This window comes from Spirosoma knui (assembly GCF_054780635.1).
This window is the reverse complement of the sequence record NZ_BAAGVY010000004.1, coordinates 227,031-245,843: the sequence shown is the minus strand read 5'-3', so window position 1 is coordinate 245,843 and position 18,813 is coordinate 227,031. Positions and strand designations below refer to the sequence as shown.

General features: G+C 51.6%; 15 protein-coding genes. 8 read left to right on the top strand and 7 right to left on the bottom strand.

What is annotated here, in order from left to right:
* Positions 1-2: 2 nt before the first annotated feature.
* On the top strand, positions 3-506 hold the full coding sequence (locus tag ACYVIY_RS11665) for a DUF2271 domain-containing protein (RefSeq protein ID WP_460976526.1): 504 nt from the start codon (positions 3-5) through the stop codon (positions 504-506).
* Between the two features lie 44 nt (positions 507-550).
* Positions 551-2,746: a PepSY domain-containing protein gene (locus ACYVIY_RS11660; RefSeq protein WP_460976525.1), complete on the top strand. Its 2,196-nt coding sequence runs from the start codon at positions 551-553 to the stop codon at positions 2,744-2,746.
* A 9-nt stretch (positions 2,747-2,755) separates the two neighbouring features.
* Here the strand turns inward: ACYVIY_RS11660 and ACYVIY_RS11655 are convergent, their stop codons facing one another.
* A complete protein-coding gene (locus ACYVIY_RS11655; RefSeq protein ID WP_460976524.1) occupies positions 2,756-3,742 on the bottom strand; it encodes an FAD:protein FMN transferase in 987 nt (328 codons plus the stop codon).
* A gap of 369 nt (positions 3,743-4,111) precedes the next feature.
* Here ACYVIY_RS11655 and ACYVIY_RS11650 point away from each other — a divergent pair, with 369 nt between their 5' ends.
* Positions 4,112-5,143, top strand: coding sequence for a phosphotransferase (locus ACYVIY_RS11650; protein ID WP_460976523.1), 1,032 nt, complete (start codon positions 4,112-4,114; stop codon positions 5,141-5,143).
* 16 nt (positions 5,144-5,159) lie between these two features.
* Here ACYVIY_RS11650 and ACYVIY_RS11645 read toward each other — a convergent pair whose 3' ends face one another.
* The 3 genes from ACYVIY_RS11645 to ACYVIY_RS11635 all read right to left on the bottom strand — a co-directional run bounded on the left by ACYVIY_RS11645 (position 5,160) and on the right by ACYVIY_RS11635 (position 10,190).
* Entirely contained in the window at positions 5,160-6,143 is a 984-nt protein-coding gene (locus tag ACYVIY_RS11645; RefSeq protein WP_460976522.1) for a nucleoside hydrolase, read from the bottom strand.
* A 125-nt stretch (positions 6,144-6,268) separates the two neighbouring features.
* Complete coding sequence (locus tag ACYVIY_RS11640) at positions 6,269-9,292, bottom strand: TonB-dependent receptor (RefSeq protein WP_460976521.1); 3,024 nt, start codon at positions 9,290-9,292, stop codon at positions 6,269-6,271.
* 217 nt (positions 9,293-9,509) lie between these two features.
* Positions 9,510-10,190 (bottom strand): DUF2064 domain-containing protein, encoded by a 681-nt coding sequence (locus ACYVIY_RS11635; protein ID WP_460976520.1) that lies wholly within the window; start codon positions 10,188-10,190, stop codon positions 9,510-9,512.
* Between the two features lie 197 nt (positions 10,191-10,387).
* Here ACYVIY_RS11635 and ACYVIY_RS11630 point away from each other — a divergent pair, with 197 nt between their 5' ends.
* Complete coding sequence (locus tag ACYVIY_RS11630; RefSeq protein WP_460976519.1) at positions 10,388-11,392, top strand: glycoside hydrolase family 113; 1,005 nt, start codon at positions 10,388-10,390, stop codon at positions 11,390-11,392.
* Between the two features lie 163 nt (positions 11,393-11,555).
* Here ACYVIY_RS11630 and ACYVIY_RS11625 read toward each other — a convergent pair whose 3' ends face one another.
* From ACYVIY_RS11625 to ACYVIY_RS11615, 3 genes are read right to left on the bottom strand one after another with little or no spacing between them, the layout of a single operon-like run.
* Entirely contained in the window at positions 11,556-13,121 is a 1,566-nt protein-coding gene (locus ACYVIY_RS11625) for a 4Fe-4S binding protein (RefSeq protein ID WP_460976518.1), read from the bottom strand.
* A 12-nt stretch (positions 13,122-13,133) separates the two neighbouring features.
* On the bottom strand, positions 13,134-14,492 hold the full coding sequence (locus ACYVIY_RS11620) for an NAD(P)/FAD-dependent oxidoreductase (protein ID WP_460976517.1): 1,359 nt from the start codon (positions 14,490-14,492) through the stop codon (positions 13,134-13,136).
* A gap of 22 nt (positions 14,493-14,514) precedes the next feature.
* A complete protein-coding gene (locus ACYVIY_RS11615) occupies positions 14,515-15,273 on the bottom strand; it encodes a DUF547 domain-containing protein (protein WP_460976516.1) in 759 nt (252 codons plus the stop codon).
* A 121-nt stretch (positions 15,274-15,394) separates the two neighbouring features.
* Between ACYVIY_RS11615 and ACYVIY_RS11610 the strand changes: the two genes are divergently transcribed.
* The 4 genes from ACYVIY_RS11610 (at position 15,395) to ACYVIY_RS11595 (ending at position 18,812) form a co-directional block, all read left to right on the top strand.
* Positions 15,395-16,501 (top strand): BamA/TamA family outer membrane protein, encoded by a 1,107-nt coding sequence (locus ACYVIY_RS11610; protein ID WP_460976515.1) that lies wholly within the window; start codon positions 15,395-15,397, stop codon positions 16,499-16,501.
* 157 nt (positions 16,502-16,658) lie between these two features.
* Positions 16,659-17,351 carry a TIGR04283 family arsenosugar biosynthesis glycosyltransferase gene (locus ACYVIY_RS11605; protein WP_460976514.1) on the top strand — a complete coding sequence of 231 codons (693 nt, stop codon included), beginning with the start codon at positions 16,659-16,661 and terminating at the stop codon, positions 17,349-17,351.
* On the top strand, positions 17,348-17,899 hold the full coding sequence (locus ACYVIY_RS11600; protein ID WP_460976513.1) for an NAD-dependent epimerase/dehydratase family protein: 552 nt from the start codon (positions 17,348-17,350) through the stop codon (positions 17,897-17,899). Before ACYVIY_RS11605 ends, ACYVIY_RS11600 begins: the two co-directional genes overlap by 4 nt.
* Complete coding sequence (locus ACYVIY_RS11595) at positions 17,883-18,812, top strand: SDR family oxidoreductase (RefSeq protein WP_460976512.1); 930 nt, start codon at positions 17,883-17,885, stop codon at positions 18,810-18,812. Before ACYVIY_RS11600 ends, ACYVIY_RS11595 begins: the two co-directional genes overlap by 17 nt.
* The last annotated feature ends 1 nt before the right edge of the window (position 18,813 follow it).

The window sequence follows — 18,813 nt, the reverse complement described above, 5'->3', positions numbered from 1 at the left end:
GTATGTCTCGTTTGCATAAAATTGGCCTGCTGGCACTGACTCTGTTCGCGGGGAGTTCATCGGCTTCGCTGGCGCAACAGTCGGGTACGTCGCAGTATAAGTGCATGATTCAGATGACCAACTACATGGGCGAAGGGGCCTACGTTGTGGTGTCGCTCATCAACGGAAAAGGCGCTTACGAAAAAACGCTGTACGTGCTCGGTTCCGACAAAAAATGGTATCCCGACCTGAAAGAATGGCACAAGGCGCTGGGCAAAAAAACGCCCAACATCAGCGCCATTACCGGAGCCTCGGTGGCCGGGGGCGACCGGAGCGTGACGGTGCTGGACATCGACAATTCGAAACTCAATAAGGATTACAAACTGCGGTTCGAGAGTGCAGTGGAAGACAAGAAGTACCACGTAAAAGATCTGGAGATTCCGCTGACCACGGAGGCTCTTTCGGCCAAGACCGAAGGCACCGGCTACATCCGTTACGTGCGCTTCAGCCCCAACACCGCCAACTAAGTTGCTCTAGCGGAGCTACCCCGAATTAACCGGAGTCACATCGTATGACTATTTCTGTGTGGAGATACAGCCATTTAGCCCTGGCTGTATCTTCTTTTCTTTTATTGGCCCTGGCATCCATCACGGGCATTATTCTGGCGTTCGAGCCGGTCTCGCAGAAGATGCAGCCCTACCGGGTGGCTAATTTTTCGGAGCTTACACTGGCCCAGACGCTGCCCGTTCTCAAACAGAGTGGGCAGGAGATCAATGAGTTGAGTGTGGATGCCAATGGGTTCGTGCAGGTCAAAGGCAGCGATGTCGACGGCAAAAACCTGACCGCCTACATTGACCCGCAAACGGGCAAGGTTTTAGGTAAACCTACCGGGCAGAGCGAGTTTTTTCAGTGGGTAACGGCCCTGCACCGTTCGTTGTTTCTGAAAGAAATTGGCCGGTTCTTTATTGGGCTGACAGCCTTTCTGCTGCTACTCATTACCGTCTCGGGCACTATGCTGATTATTCAGCGGCAGCGGGGCGTGAAGCGGTTCTTTACCCGCATCGTGCGCGATAACTTTGCCCAGTATTACCACGTAGTGCTCGGTCGGCTCTCGCTCATTCCCATCTTCATTATTGCCCTGTCGGGTACGTACCTGTCGCTGGAACGGTTTGAGCTGATCAAGTCCGAAAAAGTTTCGGCCACCATCGACTTCGACGCCATTCGGTCAACGCCGGAACGGAAGCTGGCCGATTTTGCTGTATTCAAGAACACCCGCCTGTCAGAGGTGCAGAGCGTCGAGTTTCCTTTTTCGGAGGATGTGGAGGATTATTACACGCTTAAACTCAAAGACCGCGAACTGACGGTCAACCAGCTCACGGGCGATATTCTGAACGAAAACCGCTACCCAACCGCCGTGCTGCTGACCAACCTGAGCCTGAACCTGCACACCGGCCGAACAAGTGCGATCTGGGCCGTTATTCTGGCCATTGCCTCCACCAACATTCTTTTCTTTATCTATTCCGGGTTTGCTATCACCCTAAAACGGCGGGCCAACCGGGTCAAAAATAAGTTCGGGGCCGACGAGAGCCGGTTCATTATTCTGGTCGGTTCGGAGAACGGCAGTACGTTCCGGTTTGGTCAGTTCATTCACCAGCAATTGCTGAAGCAGGGCGAAAAAGCGTACCTGACTGAGTTTAACAAGTACACGGTTTTTCCCAAAGCCGAGCACCTAATTGCGCTCACGGCTACCTACGGGCTGGGCGACGCACCAACGAACGCGACCCGGTTCAGGGCTTTGGTTGAACAACAGCCGCAGTCGCAACTGGTTCGGTATTCGGTGGTTGGGTTCGGCTCCCACGCCTATCCCGACTTCTGCAAGTTTGCGTTCGAAGTAAATCAGCTGCTTACGCGGCAGTCGTGGGCTGTGCCGCTGGTCGATATTCATACCGTCAATGACCGGTCGCCGGATGAGTTTGGTCTCTGGGCCGAGGCCTGGTCGCAGCAAACCGGGCTGGTCATGCCGGTAGCGTCGGACCTGCTGAAAACGCCCGCTATTAAGCTGGATACGTTGACGGTAACGGATAACACCCGCACTTCGCAGCCCGACGGTACGTTTCTGGTTCGGCTGCAGGCTGACCGCCGAAGTCGCGTTACGTCGGGCGACCTGCTGGCGATCTACCCCGCTAACGATCATCGTGAACGACTTTATTCAATTGGTATGCTCGACAACGAGCTTCAGTTGAGCGTACGACTACATCCGAATGGGCTGGGGTCAAGCTTTTTGCACGAGTTAAGGCCTGGCCAGACGATTCAGGCCCGGATTGTCAATAACGATCATTTTCATTTTCCGAAAGAAGCCCCTGTTGTTGTCATGATTGCCAATGGTACCGGTATCGCTCCGTTTTTGGGGATGATCAACCAGAACAAACAGCGGGTGCCCTGTCACCTGTACTGCGGTTTCCGGGCAAGTGCGTCCTTTACGCTCTACCAGGATTTTTTGGAAGTGAGCCAATCGGGGAAGCAGTTGAGCCGCTTACACGTGGCTTATTCGCGGGAGGGAAACAAACAATACGTCAGTGATCTGCTCAGCCGCGACACGGACTTCATGGCTAACGTACTGTCTCAGAAAGGTGTCGTGATGATCTGCGGATCGCTGGCCATGCAGAAGGACGTACTTGCTCTGCTCGACACCATCTGCCAGAACAAGCTGGGGCAGTCTGTCAGCTTCTACCAGTCGCACGGCCAGATTCTGATGGATTGTTATTAAACAATCGTTTTACAAATTATGCTGCTTCAGGCCTAAGCCTAGTGAAGCGAAAATCTGGCCTTTATCGGTAATCAGGATATAGCTGTATTCTGGATAGTTTCGGATCAGTTTCAAACCGGCCTCTTTACCCAGCACCATCATCGACGTACTAAATCCATTTGCGGTTTCGGCGCTGGGGCCAAAGACCGTTACGCTGCTCACGCCGGTTGTCGGGTAGCCCGTTTTGGGGTTGATGATATGGGCATACCGCTTGCCGTTGAAGGTCACAAACTTTTCGTAGCTTCCCGACGTGACCACGGCTGGTTTTTTCAGCGGCACAATGGCAAAAATCGTGTCTCTGTGCAGAGGATTCGTGATGCCAATTGCCCAATCGCTGCCGTCGGGCTGTTTTCCCCACGCACTCATATCGCCCGATCCGTTCACAATCCCGGCTTTTATACCTCGCGCCAGCATCATAGCGCGACAGCGGTCGGCTGCATAACCTTCGCCCAGCGCTCCGAAGCCAATTTTCATTCCTTTCTTACGCAGGAAAATCGTTAAGTGTTCGCGGTCGAGGACGATGTTCTGATAGCCCACGTTCCGAACCGAATTTTTGATGGCCGCAGGACTGGGCATCTGGGTCATCGAACCGTCGAATTTCCAGATGCGGTCCATGGCGGCAAAGCTGATATCAAAAGCGCCGTTGGTGATGCGGGAGAAGTGAAGCGCCCGCTCAGTCAGAGCGAACACTTCGGGATCGACACGTACCGGGGCAATGCCCGCGTTTTGATTGATCCTTGAAATCTGCGTATCCGTTTTCCAGTCCGAAATCAGATTTTCAATACGTGTCACTTCGGCAATGACGGTATCAATGTTTTGTTCGGCCGTCAGGGAGTCGTTCGTGACGATGGTTATATCGAACCGACTGCCCATCAGCTTAACCGTACGTTTACGTAGCACTTGAGCAGAACTGCTAAACCCGGTTAGAAGCAGCAGTAAAAAAAACACGTTATTCATGCTACAAAAATCGGGAATCTACGCCTGATCGCCAGCTGTTTTGTGCGTAAGGACTGGCCTTATTAAGTTGAATAGAGCATTAGGCTGTTAACCAGAAATCTTTCTTTCATTTCCTCAATGGCTGTTGAGGGGAAATCTCTGCTAGACTATTGCAGGTCTAGCGGACCTTTGCCTGAATCGGTCATGATTTCTGGATGAAAATAATTAATCGTATTCCAGCCATCAACCGTCTGCGATCCGATGGTTTTACATTTTTATTCGCAAATCAACTGAGTAAGGCAGCACCGTATTTATTGCCTTACTCAATTGGGCTGTTAAAATCATTAGTTTAGCATTTCTATACTGGTTTAGTACCTGAAACATAAGTTCATGAATCCTAATTCGCCGTTTGCCGATCAGTTTTCGAAGGCGTTTTTTTTAGAAGAAAAGCCTAGTCCGGTCTTCACTCAGCTGCTAATTGCAAATCGTTGGATAAGTCCGGATGAGGAAGTCCGTTCGGTTCTCAAACCGGGTGAAGGCAATATGAACGTAGTAGTCCGGGTAGCGACAGACCGTCAGACGTTCATTGTCAAACAGGCCCGACCATGGGTGCAGAAATACCCGCAGGTACCCGCCCCTATGGAGCGCATCGAAGTGGAAGCCCGGTTCTATGAGCAGATTGCCGGTGATGCTACGTTAGGCAAGTTTTCGCCAAAATTAATCGGGTTCGATGCCGACAATTACCTACTGGCGCTGGAGGATTTGGGGTCAGGAACCGACTTTACGTTTGCCTATCAGCCTGGGCTGACCATCAGTTCCAACGACCTAGCATCGTTAATGGAGTTTCTTTCGGCCCTCCATGCTATTCGTATGAGCGACGAAGCAACGACTTTCCCAGAGAACAAAGCTATGCGCTCGCTGAACCACGAGCATATATTCAGTTTTCCGTTCAGACAGGATACGGGCTTCGATTTGGATAGCGTTGAGTCAGGCTTGCAGGCTCTTTCGTTACCGTACAAAACCAATCCGGCGTTGACCGGCAAGGTTACCCAACTGGGACAGATTTACTTACAGCCAGGCGCTACGTTGATACATGGCGATTATTATCCGGGTAGTTGGCTCAAAACTACATCGGGCACGCGCGTCATAGATCCTGAGTTTGGCTTCTTAGGTCGGCCTGAGTTTGATTTAGGGGTAATGCTGGCCCACCTGAAACTAGCCCGGCAGGATGAGTCTCTGGCAAAACAGGCCCTTAATCAGTACCGGCCAACGGGTGATTTAGAGCCTGCCTTGCTGCAAGGGTTCATGGGCGTTGAAATCCTGCGCCGGCTTATCGGACTAGCCCAACTTCCACTCTCCCTCGATTTGACCCAGAAAAAAATGTTACTCGATGAAGCCGCTGACATGGTGTTGAGTGCTTAGAAATGCACCCGACTAACTAACGGGCGTTTTTCAGTGATTCGAGGAGAATTTCCTCGAAACCGGGTAAGGTTTTATAGGCATACGTAGCACGCCATTTGGTGTCTTTGTAATCGTAGGAAACTTCCAGAAAGGGTTTTTCTTTTCCATTGGCGAGAGTCCCCACCGTAGCATCGTTCGGCTTGCGATTGATACGTACCGGAATGTCTTGATAGTATTTAAAATACTCCGGATGGGTCAGGTAGCCGAGGGGAGTCGCGTCGTAGGGAATGAATCCCTCTACCCCAAACAATTTTTTGGCGCGTTCCTGCCACGGCCGTAGTTGTGCATACACCCACTTGTCGCCTTCGTTGGTAGAGTTAGCCATGAAGTCGATGTCCGTTTTCCCCAGCAGGGTATAGGCGCTGCATTCAAATCCTGATAAAACGATACGTATTCCCGCGTCGAACAGCACGCGGAAAGCTTCGGGGTCGCGTTCGAAGTTGTAATCACCGACGGTGATTTTCTCCAGCCCGGGCCGGAATGGGAATCCGGAGGTTCGACCAGCACACACAACCACTTCCTCAATCCGGGAAGCTAATTCCGGGTGATTTTTTACAACCGTCGCTACGTTGGTTACCGGGCCAATCGCCAGCATAGTCAGTTTTTCTTTCCGTAGTGCATCCGCCATGGCTTTGGTAGCTTCGTTCTCCACGCCGGTATCCTGGCCCGAATCAGAGCCTTTGTAGACAGGAATGTCTTTACCGGTCTTGTTGTACCAACCCAGCAGCTTTTTGGCCGTATCATAGCCGTAATCGACGTAGGTGATCGTACTAATGCCCACCAGTTCAACTTTATCAGCCTGACGCAGCGCCATCATCAACGTAACACCATCGTCAACCTCGCGGGGTGCCCGTTCGGGCAGGCCAATCATGAGGTCAGTATCGAACCAGATACGTCGGGGTTTGGTGGGTGACTGCGCCAGCGTGGTCGTGACGAGTAAGCAGAAAAAGAGAATTTTCATGTAAATAAAGAAATTGATTGTGGTTAATGTGAGTGCCCTTAAGATCACCTTTACCCCTAAATCCCCTGAGGGGGACTTGGCTCACTTGCAGATAAAGTCCCCTTCAGGGATTTAGAGGTGTTTGGTTAAAAAACGTAACGGGCACCAAACTGAAACTGGCGCGGTGGAGCCGCCGAACGTACCGTAATGCCCGACCCGCGCGGGCCAAGCTGAAACTGATTCGAAGAGCCCCGCACTACGTTAAAACCCGAAATATTCTGCGTATTCAGCAAGTTGTAGATATCCGCCGATAGTTCGAGCCGGGGTCGGCCAAATAAGGGCACGGTGTATTTAATGGACAAATCGACGGTTTTAGCCCACGGCAGTCGGTCATTGTTGCGGGTTTCGCCGGGTTGAATATCGGAAGGCAGACTATAACTTTCGCTGTCACCATTCAAATCCGTGACGCCCCCATATTGCTTTGCATCGGCCACGCGGGTAATGGGCAGGCCACTTTGCAGCAGTACGGTAGGCGTGATAACCAGATTTCGGAACGGGTAATAATAGAAAATACCCGAAAACACGTGCCGCCGGTCGTTGTCGTCGAAGACATACTCGGCTTCGTAATTGTTTGAATCCTGCGCCCGTGTATTAATGCCCGTTGTGTTGCTTCGGATAACCGACAGATTATATCCCAATCGGTAGGCGTATTTGTCGGAGCCCTTTAGTTTTTGAAACACGAAATTGGCTGCCCAGTAGCGGGCGTATCCATCCGTGCGCGTCACGAACACATTCCGGGCAATACCACGTAGCGTATCTGTACCATTTACAACCGCATACGCCCCTCTCCTGTCCTGTCGGATAGGAACTGGCCGCGTCAGGTCGGCTTGGGCAACAGTACGTACTTTTGCGTCGGTCGGGTTTACGTCGCTGAGTGGATACGGTGCCGCTGCGTTGAGGTTGTAGATATAAAATAAATCGTTGGTGGCAACGTGGACTAAATCGATTGAGAACAGCGTGTTGGTTGTAGGTTTGTGCTGAAACCCAAGCGAAAACTGATGAGAATACGGGCTTTTAAACCCATCTGGATTCATGATGCGGAAATTGTTACTGAATTGCTGGTCGCGCCGAGGCTGAAGTTGGGCAGACGTTGGCCCATTCAAATACGTGACGGGCGTTGTGGCGCGGGCGTTCAGGTTACCTGCGAACGTAATCTTATCCAGGTCTGCCGATTGAGGCAGCAATCCCAATCGTTTCAACTCATTCAGTTGTTTCTTGAAATCGGCCCCGTTGTTGCTGAATTGCAGGTTATCGCTATAGACCGAATACTTGATTTTGTCGTAGAACATGCCATAACCACCCCGAATCACCGTCTGGTCGTTCAATTGGTAGTTAAAGGCCACACGCGGGGCAATGTTGTTATAATCGCCTTTTGTGCCGCCCCCTTTGGTCAGGTTGTCATAGTCGTAGCGCAGGCCAAACGTGAGGTTTAGGTTCGGCTTGGCGGCCCAGAGGTCTTCGGCATATACACTCACTACGTTCTGGCGCGTTCCGAACGTAGTAGGGCGCAGTTCAACATCGTAGGTGCGCACCTGCACATCGCGTGGGATGTCCCCTACGTCTAAGGCAGAACCTACATTTTTCGCTTTTAACGCATCAAGTTGCGCCTGCGTTAGCTGCACGTCATACGTACCATAGGAATTAGCACCGCCCAGCAGCGCATAGTCAGACGTAATGAATTCGGCCCCGGCCTTCAGGGTATGATTACCTCTTCGTAGCGTAAACTTCTGCTGAATCTGGTCGGTATTTTCGATGTCGTCAAAAATGGCTCCGCTCTGCCCGATGGTAGCAATCGGAACACCGTCTGGGCCCCGTACTGTTGCCGAGGGGTTGGTCAGGTTGACGGGCTCCCGGTAATTCCAGCGGTAACGCGAATGTTGGTAGTTGGTTTCGCCCGTAATTTCATTACCGATGACGTAGGCATTTTTCAATGCAATCAGATACGTCCGGTTTTTCTGCGCCGAAGCGGCTGAGGGAAACAGGATACCACCTTCAAGTCCACCACCCTGACGGTCGATGTCGAACGAACCGATGTTGGCACGCAGCGTCGATTTAAACCGATTGTTCCAGACGTGATCGAGCTTGCCCGATACGTAGGAGAAATAATTATGACCCGTTACGATTTCGTTGATGCCCAGCGTCGGTACAACCAGCCGATTGTCTTTCTTGTCGTACGTCTGCTCCACATTGATGTAGAAAAACGTTTTATCTTTCTTCAGGGCACCACCCAGCCCGAACCCAAGCTGGTGACGCTGGAAACCGTCTTTCACCGAATTGCCCGACAAATCGGCCGTTGCATAACTCGATGGACTGTCGATAACCGAGCCGGGTCGGGTCAGGTAAAAGACTTCGCCGGTGAGTTGATTTGAACCAGAACGAGTCGTTACGTTGATTACGCCATTGCTGGTATTCCCAAACTCAACTGAGTAGTTATTAGTATACACCGTAATGCCTTCAGCAAAACCCACGGGCGTATTAAACTTCATATTTCCTAGAAACCGCTCGTTGTTGTCCATGCCGTCGATGAGGTAGTTCGTATAGACGCCATTTAGGCCATTTATCGCTACGTTGGGGGCCTCGGCATAGCCCTGAGTTGCCAGCGTGAGGTTAGGAAGCCGGTACAGCGAACGGGTTATATCGCGGCCTTCGAGCGGCAATGCCTGTAGTTCCCGCTTCGACACCAGGGCCGACACTTCGGCATTCTGGTTATTGAGCCTGGCTAGGCGTCGGTCGTTAATAACTACTTCCTGAAGGGTACCTTCACGTCGAAGAGGAAGTTCGAGCGTTACGCTGGTGAGACCGCCGGATTTGATAGGAATATCCGATACTTCTTCGTCGGTATACGTAACGCCGGGGCGAGTGAAGACCCGGTATCGACCTGTTGACGATAGATTGCCAAATGCTGCTTTTCCCTGCTCGTTGGTTTGAACAGAATCTAAGGTTCCGCCAGTTTTATTTTGAAGATACACCATCGTTCCGCCCACAGGTCGGCGAAGCAGCAGATCGGTTACGGTTACTTCGAGCTGGTTTTGTCCCGCCTTATTTTGCCCATACACCTGCGGTACAAGCAATACACAATTTAGAAAAAAGACAAGTAAGAGGTATTTCATGAAAAATCAGGTTGATATTAAACTAGGCGAAAAGCGAACAAATGCCCTGAATAAGAGCAATTTAACGGTGATAACAAATGATGTCCTTCGTAGGTATACCTCGGAACTCAAAACCCCCTAAATTCCCTGAAGGAGACTTCGTTCAAATGCCAGCTAAGTCCCCTACCGGGGATTTAAGGGTATTCGAACGAACTACGAAATAGTTTTCAGACAGCGTTTAGGCGAATGGAGGAGAACGGCCGGAAAGACGGCAGGGGATGATAGAATCAGGTTCGGCGATAAGGAAGGCTAGCGAGAACGTAATACTGGGGAGTAGGGCCTCCCGGATGATCATCAGCAGGCGACTTACTGCCTGCCCCGACCACTGCACAGACGTAGCGTCGATACGTTGGTTTAGATCAGAACGGGTAGGTAACTGAGTAATCAGACTGGAGTGTACGATGAGATAGCTGCGTAGTGCGTCGGCTAGCTGTTCGGTTTGCCAGGGCAGTTGTTCCAGGGCTTGAACATCGAATTGACTCCGCGTTATACCAAACAGGTAGACCCCACCCCGCCGGTCGAAACCGATAGGCAGTTGGTTAGTCGACAAACTGATGGCGGCCCTACGTAAATCGGAAATGGCTAAATCGGGGCAGTCATTGCCAATACAAATTACCTGCTCATATCCTTGTGCAAAGGCGGCTGCTAATGCAGCACTGATTTGTTCGCCAAACGCGCCCTGATGGGGAATAAGCTGGTGCGATTGTAACAAGGGCAATCCACTTGTGCGAACTTTCGCCTGAGTCAGTCGGCGCAATGCCCGCCAGATGGTGGCTGAACGACGCGATACCGTTTTACGGTCCGATTCAATGGCATCGGGCAAAGCAAAAAGTAATACGGCGGTCGTTGAGCAGGACATAGAGCGTCAAAAAACTTGACTATTGATTATATACGCGTTGTCGGTAAATAAAGTTTTTACGTCTATCAGAGAAGAAAAGCCATTTACCGACCTATATTCTGATTCGGTTCTATCGACAAAAATGATAGCAAGATAAATGGCTAGTGGGTGAGTAGTGCAATAAAAAGGTATCTTGTACAAGGTTTAGCCACTATTTTATGCCGCTGTTTGGTCTTTTCTGGTTACTGTACGCAATGGTCGGATCAGCGATAGAGCCGACTTCTAAAATCAATGGGGTGAATTTTGTGGCCCCCGTCAAAGCTGTGCCTGAATCCTGTCTGAAACCACTCCAGACCATCAATGCAGAATGGGTAGCCCTTAATCCGTATGCCTTTTGCCGGAAAGGGCAGCCCGATGTGACGTACAATGTTGGGCGTCAGTGGTGGGGTGAGCGGCCAGAGGGCATAAAAGCCTGCGTTGAGTACGCACATAAGCAGGGAATAAAGGTACTCATCAAACCACACGTCTGGGTAGAAGGTCAGGGATGGGCGGGCGATTTTGAGCCCGATACCGAAGCCGACTGGCAACGCTGGGAACAGACATACACTCAGTATATCCTGACCCTGGCCGATTTAGCCAAATCCACCAAGGCAGATATGTTTTGTATAGGCACTGAATATCGACGCGCCACCCAGAAACGCCCTGCGTTCTGGAAGCGGCTTATTCAACAGGTACGTAGCCGGTACCATGGGCCACTGATCTATGCCGCCAACTGGGATGAGTATGAAGCTGTATCCTTTTGGCCGCTGCTTGATTATATCGGCGTCGATGCGTATTTTCCTTTGTCTGATAGTCCAACCCCGACAGTTACCGAACTCGTTACGGCCTGGAAAAAACCGGCCCGGCAACTGCAAGCGCTGTCCCTCCGCTACCACAAACCCATTCTGTTTACAGAATACGGGTATCGAAGTGTGGACCGTACCGCTGGCAAACAATGGGAATTACCCGATAGCTGGAAATCAAAAGGAACGCCCAATATGCTGGCCCAGCAGAACGCCTATTCGGCGCTGTACCAGACGGTATGGCAGCAACCGTGGTTCGCGGGTGGGTTTCTCTGGAAATGGTTCGACGACCATGCCAAGGCCGGTGGCCCGGAAAACGATGATTATACTCCTCAACGCAAACCCGTAGAAGACGTAATTCGACAACAGTACAGGCTCTGACCGACCTTATCAGCTGACAGGCCGGACCCTGGAAATCCCGGCGATTTCCATGCTGTACTTTTGGTTCGGGCGGTATCGACTGGGGTAGTTTGTCCATAGCCAGCCAATGTCATCGGCACCATCAACCCCAGACTGACGAGTACAGTTTGAAAATGGCCTACGTTCATGGTTGAATGCGAAAACTATTGTTTCCAAGCAAAATGGGGCCTGGATTGGTTTGTCGCGATGATTCCGAATCGTTTTCAAGGTTTAAGACACCCCGCGGGCAAACGGCCGAACAAATCCCGCAACCAACGCAGGACGAACGCACAATGTCCTGGCCGCGTTGGGCGTACCAGCGCACGTCGATGCCCATCTCGCAATACGTTGAGCAGTTGCCGCAGGAAATACACTGACCCCCGTTTGTAGTGATTCGGAACCGGGACTTGAATCGTTGAACCAGTCCCAGATAAGCCGCCAGCGGGCAGCCGAACCGGCACCAGACCCGGCTTCCCAGAATGGGATAGAAACCCGTTCCTACCACCCCCGCAAAAATAGCCCCAATAGCGAATCCGTATACCGAACGGATGCTGTAGGCGTCCAGAAAACCAAATAGCGACGCCTGTCCGCTCAGATACGTATACAGCACGAGCGCAGTCATCACAACAGCAAATACCAGTACCGAATGCACCACAATACGTTCCAGTTTCCAGGCTCCCAGCCGTTTGTCAGACAATTGCCGGTAGGGGTCACCCAGCGTTTCGGCCAGGCCACCGCAGCCGCATACCCACGAACAGTACCAGCGTTTGCCGAAAAAGTAGGTCAGTATTGGCACGCCAATCATCCAGAGCGCCGTTCCCCAGATAAGCAGAAAGGCCCCAAACGTACCCGCCTTAATTTTTTCGTCGATGCGGTAATCGAAGTAAAAACTGTAGTCCAGCGGCCATATATTCTTCAAATCCTGCGCGGGCTGATGAAACAGGGCCAGCAGTTCAGGAATCAGAAACGCAAAGGCGGTCTGAAAAAACATGACCGAAACGGTACGTAGCTGCTGGTAGCGACTATGCCGGTATTTAATCAGCATCCGCACACCCATCACCAAAATCACCAGCGTGTACAACGTACCATACACGAACCACTGACTGGCGGGGCCACCGTTCAGAAACCGGCTCAACGGGTCGAACATCAAGACCCAATTGGTTATGTGTTCGGGGAAGAAATACAGCAGTACGTAGAATCCAATCAGGAAGGTGCCTGTAATGATGCCAATCCAACCCCGATTTGTGGCTGGGTCGTGATAAATGCCCCCATTTTTTATGCCGGGCAACTGCCGTCGGGTGGGGAGAATGTAAAGGAGCGCTCCGCCAACGCACAGCAGCACACTCAGCCAGAAAAACAGTTGACTGTTATGGGGGAAAAAACCAACGCTAGCCGCTTTCGTGACCGGAAATGCATAGTCTGGAATTTGGCGATTAGTTTCGTTACCGCTCTGGCCTGCTGATTCTTTATACTCTTCGTTAAGCCGGGCGATAGCAGCCCGATAATCTCCGACAAACCCGAACGATGAAGCATACACTTTTCCCTGCATCTCCTTCGTGGCCGAACGGACTGCTGCCAACTGCTCGTTGCTGACCGTTTCGCGCAATACTTCGTCCGTCAGCACGTATTGACTTAGCGAGAGGGTGCCAATGAACAGGGCGAACCCAATCAGGAATGCCGTTAGGCCAATACGTTGCCAGGTGGTTAGCATAGTGATAATAAGTTAAAGCGGATCGGACCGCCGACCGGCCGAAAATAACCGAGTAATCCAGCCTTTCCGCTGGTCCGCCGGTCCGGCAGGTGCGTGACCGGTCAGTTGGTCGGTATAGGATTCTGAAAATTCTGGATTGAAATCGGCCTGACGAAACTGGCTCAATACGTTCTCGATAGGCGTCCGCTGCTGAATCCAGCGTTCGCAAACGGCGTGACGCAGACGAAGCCCGAGCGCATGAATGCCAACGACGGACTGGTCAGTTTTCCGGTAGTTGATACGTAGACACTGTTCGCCCGACGGGTGCTCCCAGTAATACGTCTGCTCGTCGTCGGTACGTTGGGCGTTCAGGGTGCCGTACGTCTGGTATTCGATGTCGAAAAACTTGGCTGAGTTGAAAAACACACCCGGTCGGTAAGCCGTTCGAGTACCACAGAGCGTTCGGGCGAGCGTTTCGCCGTGCATTCGACCTGTATACCAGATTTGTTCGATGGGTTTGCGCAGGGCTCCGTCTGTACCCGCTATGGGTTGCCGGAATTCGTTGCAATCGCCAATTGCGTACACGTCCGCTACGTTAGTTTCGAAATACTCATTGACCAAAACCCCTTTCCCCAGTTCAATACCCGAGTTTTTCAGGAATGCTACGTTCGGCGTAACACCGATACCCAGCCCCAAAAACTGGCAGCGGATTTCTTCGCCTGCTTTCGTAACTACTGCTCGCACCCGCCCAGACGTATCAGCTAGCACTTCTTTTAATTCAGTTTCAAGCCGGAGGTCGACACCGTGCCGGAGCAAATGACGACCGATTAGCTTACCTTCTTCGGCGGGCAACGTAGAACTCCAGTAGTGTGAATCGCGAACCAGCATCGTTACGGCTATATGTCGTGAACGTAGCATTTCAGCCAATTCAACGCCAATAAGTCCACCGCCGACCACCACCGCCCGGTCGATGTTTTTGGTGAATTGCTCCATCTGTTCCAGATCGGGCAGGCCGTATAATCCCTGCACACCAGCGGCTGTCAGGCCGGGCCAGTCGAACGTAGTGGATACCGAACCGGTAGCCAGCACCAGTACGTCGTAATCGAGCCATTGCCCACCGGCCAGCCGGATTCGTTTCGCCGACGTGTCGACCTGTTCGACATAGCCATGTAGCAGTTCGATGCGATTTTTGGCCCAGAACCAGTCCTCATAAGGCTTCGTATGCGCGTAGGTCATGTGCCCCATGAAGATGTACATAAGGGCTGTGCGCGAATAAAAGTGCTCGGACTCGGCCGAAATGACCGTGATACGTACCCCCGAATCCTGCTGACGAACGTGTCGGGCAGTCGTGATGCCGGCAATGCCGTTCCCGATAATAACAAGGTGCTTCATGGCTGCCGGGTTTAGCAGCGAACTACTGCTCGTTGAGATTCCAGTTATAATCCAGGAATTCGATCTCGGTCTTATCCGAAATTTTCGTGTTGGAATATTTATTAACCCACTTCTCCACCGATTGTCCGTTGCTGTTCCAGTCGCCTTTATACCAGTCGAAGTATTTTGAGAGCTGGGATTTGTCTTTACCTACTTTATTCTTGGCCGGATTATTCAGAAAGTCGCGGCCCTGGTCGTCCATCTGCGCATCCAGTTTGTCGGCCATATACGCTTCATTCCGTAGGCGGGGGCACGATATGGACGCGCAAACAAGGGTAAAGTGAATGCGGGGGTCATTGTATTTTTTCCGCAGCGTACCGTGCTCAATGTTATCGAGACTCATCTTTTCGCCACCAATCGTAAAAAACTTGGCGGCCCAGGGCGTAGTCACGAACGGGATCTTGATTTTTGAGCCGATGTCTTTGATGCTCTTCACCGGATAATGGTCCAGAATGAGCCGGATGGTGTAGGCGTTATAGGCATTAATCCAGTAAGCCATCTGCTCATTCTTGCTCCACGAAGCAGCCGGTGCATTTTTGCTGAGCATAGCCAGGTAGTCATTAAAGACCTTCTCCTCTGATTTGAAGCCTTTATAGTTGACCAGCCCTTTATCGTTGACGTATTTCTTCAGCAGGCGGTCAAAGGCACTATGGTCAACGGGGGCGCTACTGGCAAACGTTAACGTAGTTATGAGAAGCAGCAGGCTGAATATAGTCGTTCGGTGAATGGTTAACTTGCTCATTTCATTATAATGTGTTGGTGTGAAGATATACGCCGTAAGGGGTTGAAAGGTTTTAAACCGAACTAATCTCAAACTCTGTCAACCACTTTTTCGTATGGTATAGGAAGCAACTTAATTTCTAATGCTCCTCGTCTCACTGTTTTCGGCTTTACTCATTACCGCTCCGCCCGACAGTGTTCCGAAGGCATTCAGTCTGTTGCCACTTCCGCTCATCTACTACACCCCCGAAACCCGGCTGGCGTATGGTGTGGCCGCTACTGCTACGTTCCGTTTTCGTCGCGACATGGCCATTTTGCGTTCAGATACGTCCAGGCAGGCCAGAGCGACTGTCCGGCCATCGCAGGTTACCCTGGGCTTTGCCTACACGCAGAACAAGCAGATTCTGTTTTATCTGCCCTTTCAGGTCTTTTACGATCAGGACAACTACTACGTTAACGGTGAGGCCGGGTACTATCGCTACAGCTATTTTTTCTTTGGGGTTGGTCGGCAGGAGGTTTCCCGTGAGTTGTACGGCGTGAATTTTCCGCGCATCCGTATCAATGCGTTCCGACGCATAAGTCCGAATTTGAGCCGAGGGAAGCTATTCGCTGGTATTCGGTATCAGTACGAAGATTATCAGGTAACCAGCGTTGAGCCAGGTGGATTGCTGGCTTCGGGCAGGGTGCCGGGTGGTTTAGGGAGTCGATTATCCGGGGCTGGTCTGGGGGTGTTCTATGATTCGCGCAATGTCATTTTCTTTCCGGCCAAAGGTGTCGTAGCCGACATCGCCTATCTCAATCAGAATCAGGTATTAGGCAGCAACGTCCGCTTCGACCGCTATACCGCCGACGTATCATCCTATCATTCGTTGAGCAATCACGCAATCTTAGCAGTTAATTATTTCGTAAGTTTTACAACCGGTACGGCTCCCTTCAATGCCATGTCGTTGCTGGGAGGTACCAAACGAATGCGGGGCTATTACGAAGGTCGGTACCGCGACCAGAACGTAGCGTTGTTACAGACAGAAGTTCGGTTCGACCTGTATAAACGGCTGGGCGGGGTAGTTTTCGGGGCTGCTGGCATCCTGGGCGACGCGCAGTCGGTGCTGCGTCCCAGCGAACCCAAACTGGCATATGGAGCCGGGTTAAGGTTTACCATGAATCGTCGTGACCACCTTAACATCCGACTGGATTATGGGTTGGGACGACAGTCGAGTGGTTTGTACCTGACGATAGGAGAAGCCTTTTAGCATTAAAACCCCTAAATCCCCTAAAGGGGACTTTGGCCAAATGCGAGCTAATTCCCCTTTAGGGCCGGGGTTGCGGGCGACTTTAGGGGTCTTTTTAGCTTGGGGATGGTTGTCTGGTGCCGATAAATGTGGTATGTTGCTTACTTATGCATTGCCGATGACGTTCAGTATTATCATTCCTACGTTTAACGAAGCTGAATCAATTGGCCAATTGGTCGGGAAACTGCTGGCATTTGGTGGCACTTCGTTAGTGGACGTACTGGTCATTGATGCAGGAAGCCCTGACGGTACTGCCGATTTAGCGCAAAAGGCCGGTGCTACGGTTAGGCAATCGCCCAGACCGGGTCGGGCCGCTCAGATGAATTTTGGCGCTACGTTGGCGAAAGGTGATATACTCTATTTTGTCCATGCCGACGTCGGTATTCACCCCGATTTCATAACGGATATTGAGCAGGCGGTGAAGGCTGGTTACGATGCCGGTTGTTACCGGTTTCGCTTCGATTCTGATAAAGTTATGCTGCGATTCAACAGTTACGGAACCCGTTTCCCGGGGCTGATGAGTCGTGGGGGCGACCAGACTCTATTTATGACGCGTGCGCTATTTGACCGTTTAGGCGGCTTTGACGAGTACTACACGATCATGGAAGATTTTGATATGATTGTCAGGATTCGCCGTGTTACGCGGTTTTTCATCATTCCCAAAGATGTGATGGTATCGGCCCGGAAGTATGATACCAATAGTTGGCTACGGGTACAATTGGCCAATCTGACGGCCTTTTCGCTGTTTTTTATGAAGGTATCACCGAACCGGATTGCGCGTACCTATAAAGCGATGCTGCATTATCGATGATGAAACCAACGGTGCTATTAACCGGAGCGAGTGGTTTTTCGGGGGCTCACCCGACCCGCGAATTGTCAGCGCGTGAGTACCGGGTAAGGGCACTGATTCGGAATGGACGTAGCTGCTCAACGCTGGCCGACCTCTCCGTTGAGTATTATGCGGGGGATGTGTTGGATACGAAATCGCTGAAAAAGGCCGTTGTGGGCTGCGATGCCAGTATTCACACAACGGCTTTAGCGCAGGTGAACCCCGCTCGTCGTTCAGTTGTCCGGGCAGTCAATCCGGCCGGAACAGAAAATCTGATTGAGGTTGTCAAGCGTGGTAATATTCAGCGGTTCGTCTACATCAGAACGACCTGCCTATTTGGGTTTGGTACGAAGACCAGCTCGCTAATGGAATGTATCCTTTCGTCGGAAAACAATACGGATCCGATTATATTGATAGTAAACGAGCGGCTACAGAGCGAGGGCCAGACACCCGTTGGGGCCGCCATTGACGAAGCCGTAAACGGGCTCAAACGATATAACTATACTACTCAACGTGGTCAAACTCATTAAGTCAATCGATACAGCGGAATCTACCGAAGCAATATTATCCGGTTCACCTGGCGCCCTTTCGGAATTTCCCGGCAAACGAAAACGTAGTGCGAGCGCGATTGCAGGGCAGTTTGCCGGAAAAGTAGCAATCGTTACCGGTTCCGAATCGGGCATCGGCAAGGCTACGGCACGGGCGCTGGGAATAGCCGGAGCCAAAATAATTTTGAACGGGCGCACACAAGAGCGGTTGACGCAGACGGAGAACGAGTTGTTGTACGAAGGGCTGGACGTAGTGAGCTGCCTGGCCGATGTAACCTGCTTCGAAGACTGCGAACGCCTGGTGGCTACTGCCATTGATACGTTTGGCCAGCTGGATATTCTCATTACGAATGCCAGTATTTCCATGCGCGCTTATTTTGCGGATATGAAGCCCGACGTGTTTCGGCAGATACTAGATAGTAATGTATACGGAACGGTATTCCCCCTAAAAGCGGCCCTGCCTTATCTGACCCAAACTAAAGGCGTTGTTACGTTCATCTCATCAATTTCGGCGCTGAATGGTATGCCCAGCGGCTCGGCCTACTGTGCGGGCAAAGCGGCCATGGCAAATCTGGCCCATACGCTACGTCTCGAACTGGCCCACACGGGCATTCAGATAGGCGTGGTACATATTGGTTTTACGGAGAACGACCCCGACAAACGGGTGCTCGATGCTACCGGGCAACCGGTGCCCATTGCGCATCGGCCTCCCCGCTGGCAGAAAAGTCAGCGGGAAGTCGCTCAAATAATTCTGAACCATATTCGACGACGACGGCAGCGGACAGTGATTTCGGCACTGGGCAGGCTGATTGCACTCGTACATACGCATCTGCCCCGGCTAGGCGACTGGATTGTGCTGACCTCCATTCGGCGGTTCCGGCACTTTTATGAGTGAC

Bases quoted from the DNA above. Each gene is read 5' to 3' on its own strand.
- ACYVIY_RS11665 (WP_460976526.1), top strand. From the start codon at position 3: ATGTCTCGTTTGCATAAAATTGGCCTGCTGGCACTGACTCTGTTCGCG.
- ACYVIY_RS11660 (WP_460976525.1), top strand. From the start codon at position 551: ATGACTATTTCTGTGTGGAGATACAGCCATTTAGCCCTGGCTGTATCT.
- ACYVIY_RS11655 (WP_460976524.1), bottom strand. From the start codon at position 3,742: ATGAATAACGTGTTTTTTTTACTGCTGCTTCTAACCGGGTTTAGCAGT.
- ACYVIY_RS11650 (WP_460976523.1), top strand. From the start codon at position 4,112: ATGAATCCTAATTCGCCGTTTGCCGATCAGTTTTCGAAGGCGTTTTTT.
- ACYVIY_RS11645 (WP_460976522.1), bottom strand. From the start codon at position 6,143: ATGAAAATTCTCTTTTTCTGCTTACTCGTCACGACCACGCTGGCGCAG.
- ACYVIY_RS11640 (WP_460976521.1), bottom strand. From the start codon at position 9,292: ATGAAATACCTCTTACTTGTCTTTTTTCTAAATTGTGTATTGCTTGTA.
- ACYVIY_RS11635 (WP_460976520.1), bottom strand. From the start codon at position 10,190: ATGTCCTGCTCAACGACCGCCGTATTACTTTTTGCTTTGCCCGATGCC.
- ACYVIY_RS11630 (WP_460976519.1), top strand. From the start codon at position 10,388: ATGCCGCTGTTTGGTCTTTTCTGGTTACTGTACGCAATGGTCGGATCA.
- ACYVIY_RS11625 (WP_460976518.1), bottom strand. From the start codon at position 13,121: ATGCTAACCACCTGGCAACGTATTGGCCTAACGGCATTCCTGATTGGG.
- ACYVIY_RS11620 (WP_460976517.1), bottom strand. From the start codon at position 14,492: ATGAAGCACCTTGTTATTATCGGGAACGGCATTGCCGGCATCACGACT.
- ACYVIY_RS11615 (WP_460976516.1), bottom strand. From the start codon at position 15,273: ATGAGCAAGTTAACCATTCACCGAACGACTATATTCAGCCTGCTGCTT.
- ACYVIY_RS11610 (WP_460976515.1), top strand. From the start codon at position 15,395: ATGCTCCTCGTCTCACTGTTTTCGGCTTTACTCATTACCGCTCCGCCC.
- ACYVIY_RS11605 (WP_460976514.1), top strand. From the start codon at position 16,659: ATGACGTTCAGTATTATCATTCCTACGTTTAACGAAGCTGAATCAATT.
- ACYVIY_RS11600 (WP_460976513.1), top strand. From the start codon at position 17,348: ATGATGAAACCAACGGTGCTATTAACCGGAGCGAGTGGTTTTTCGGGG.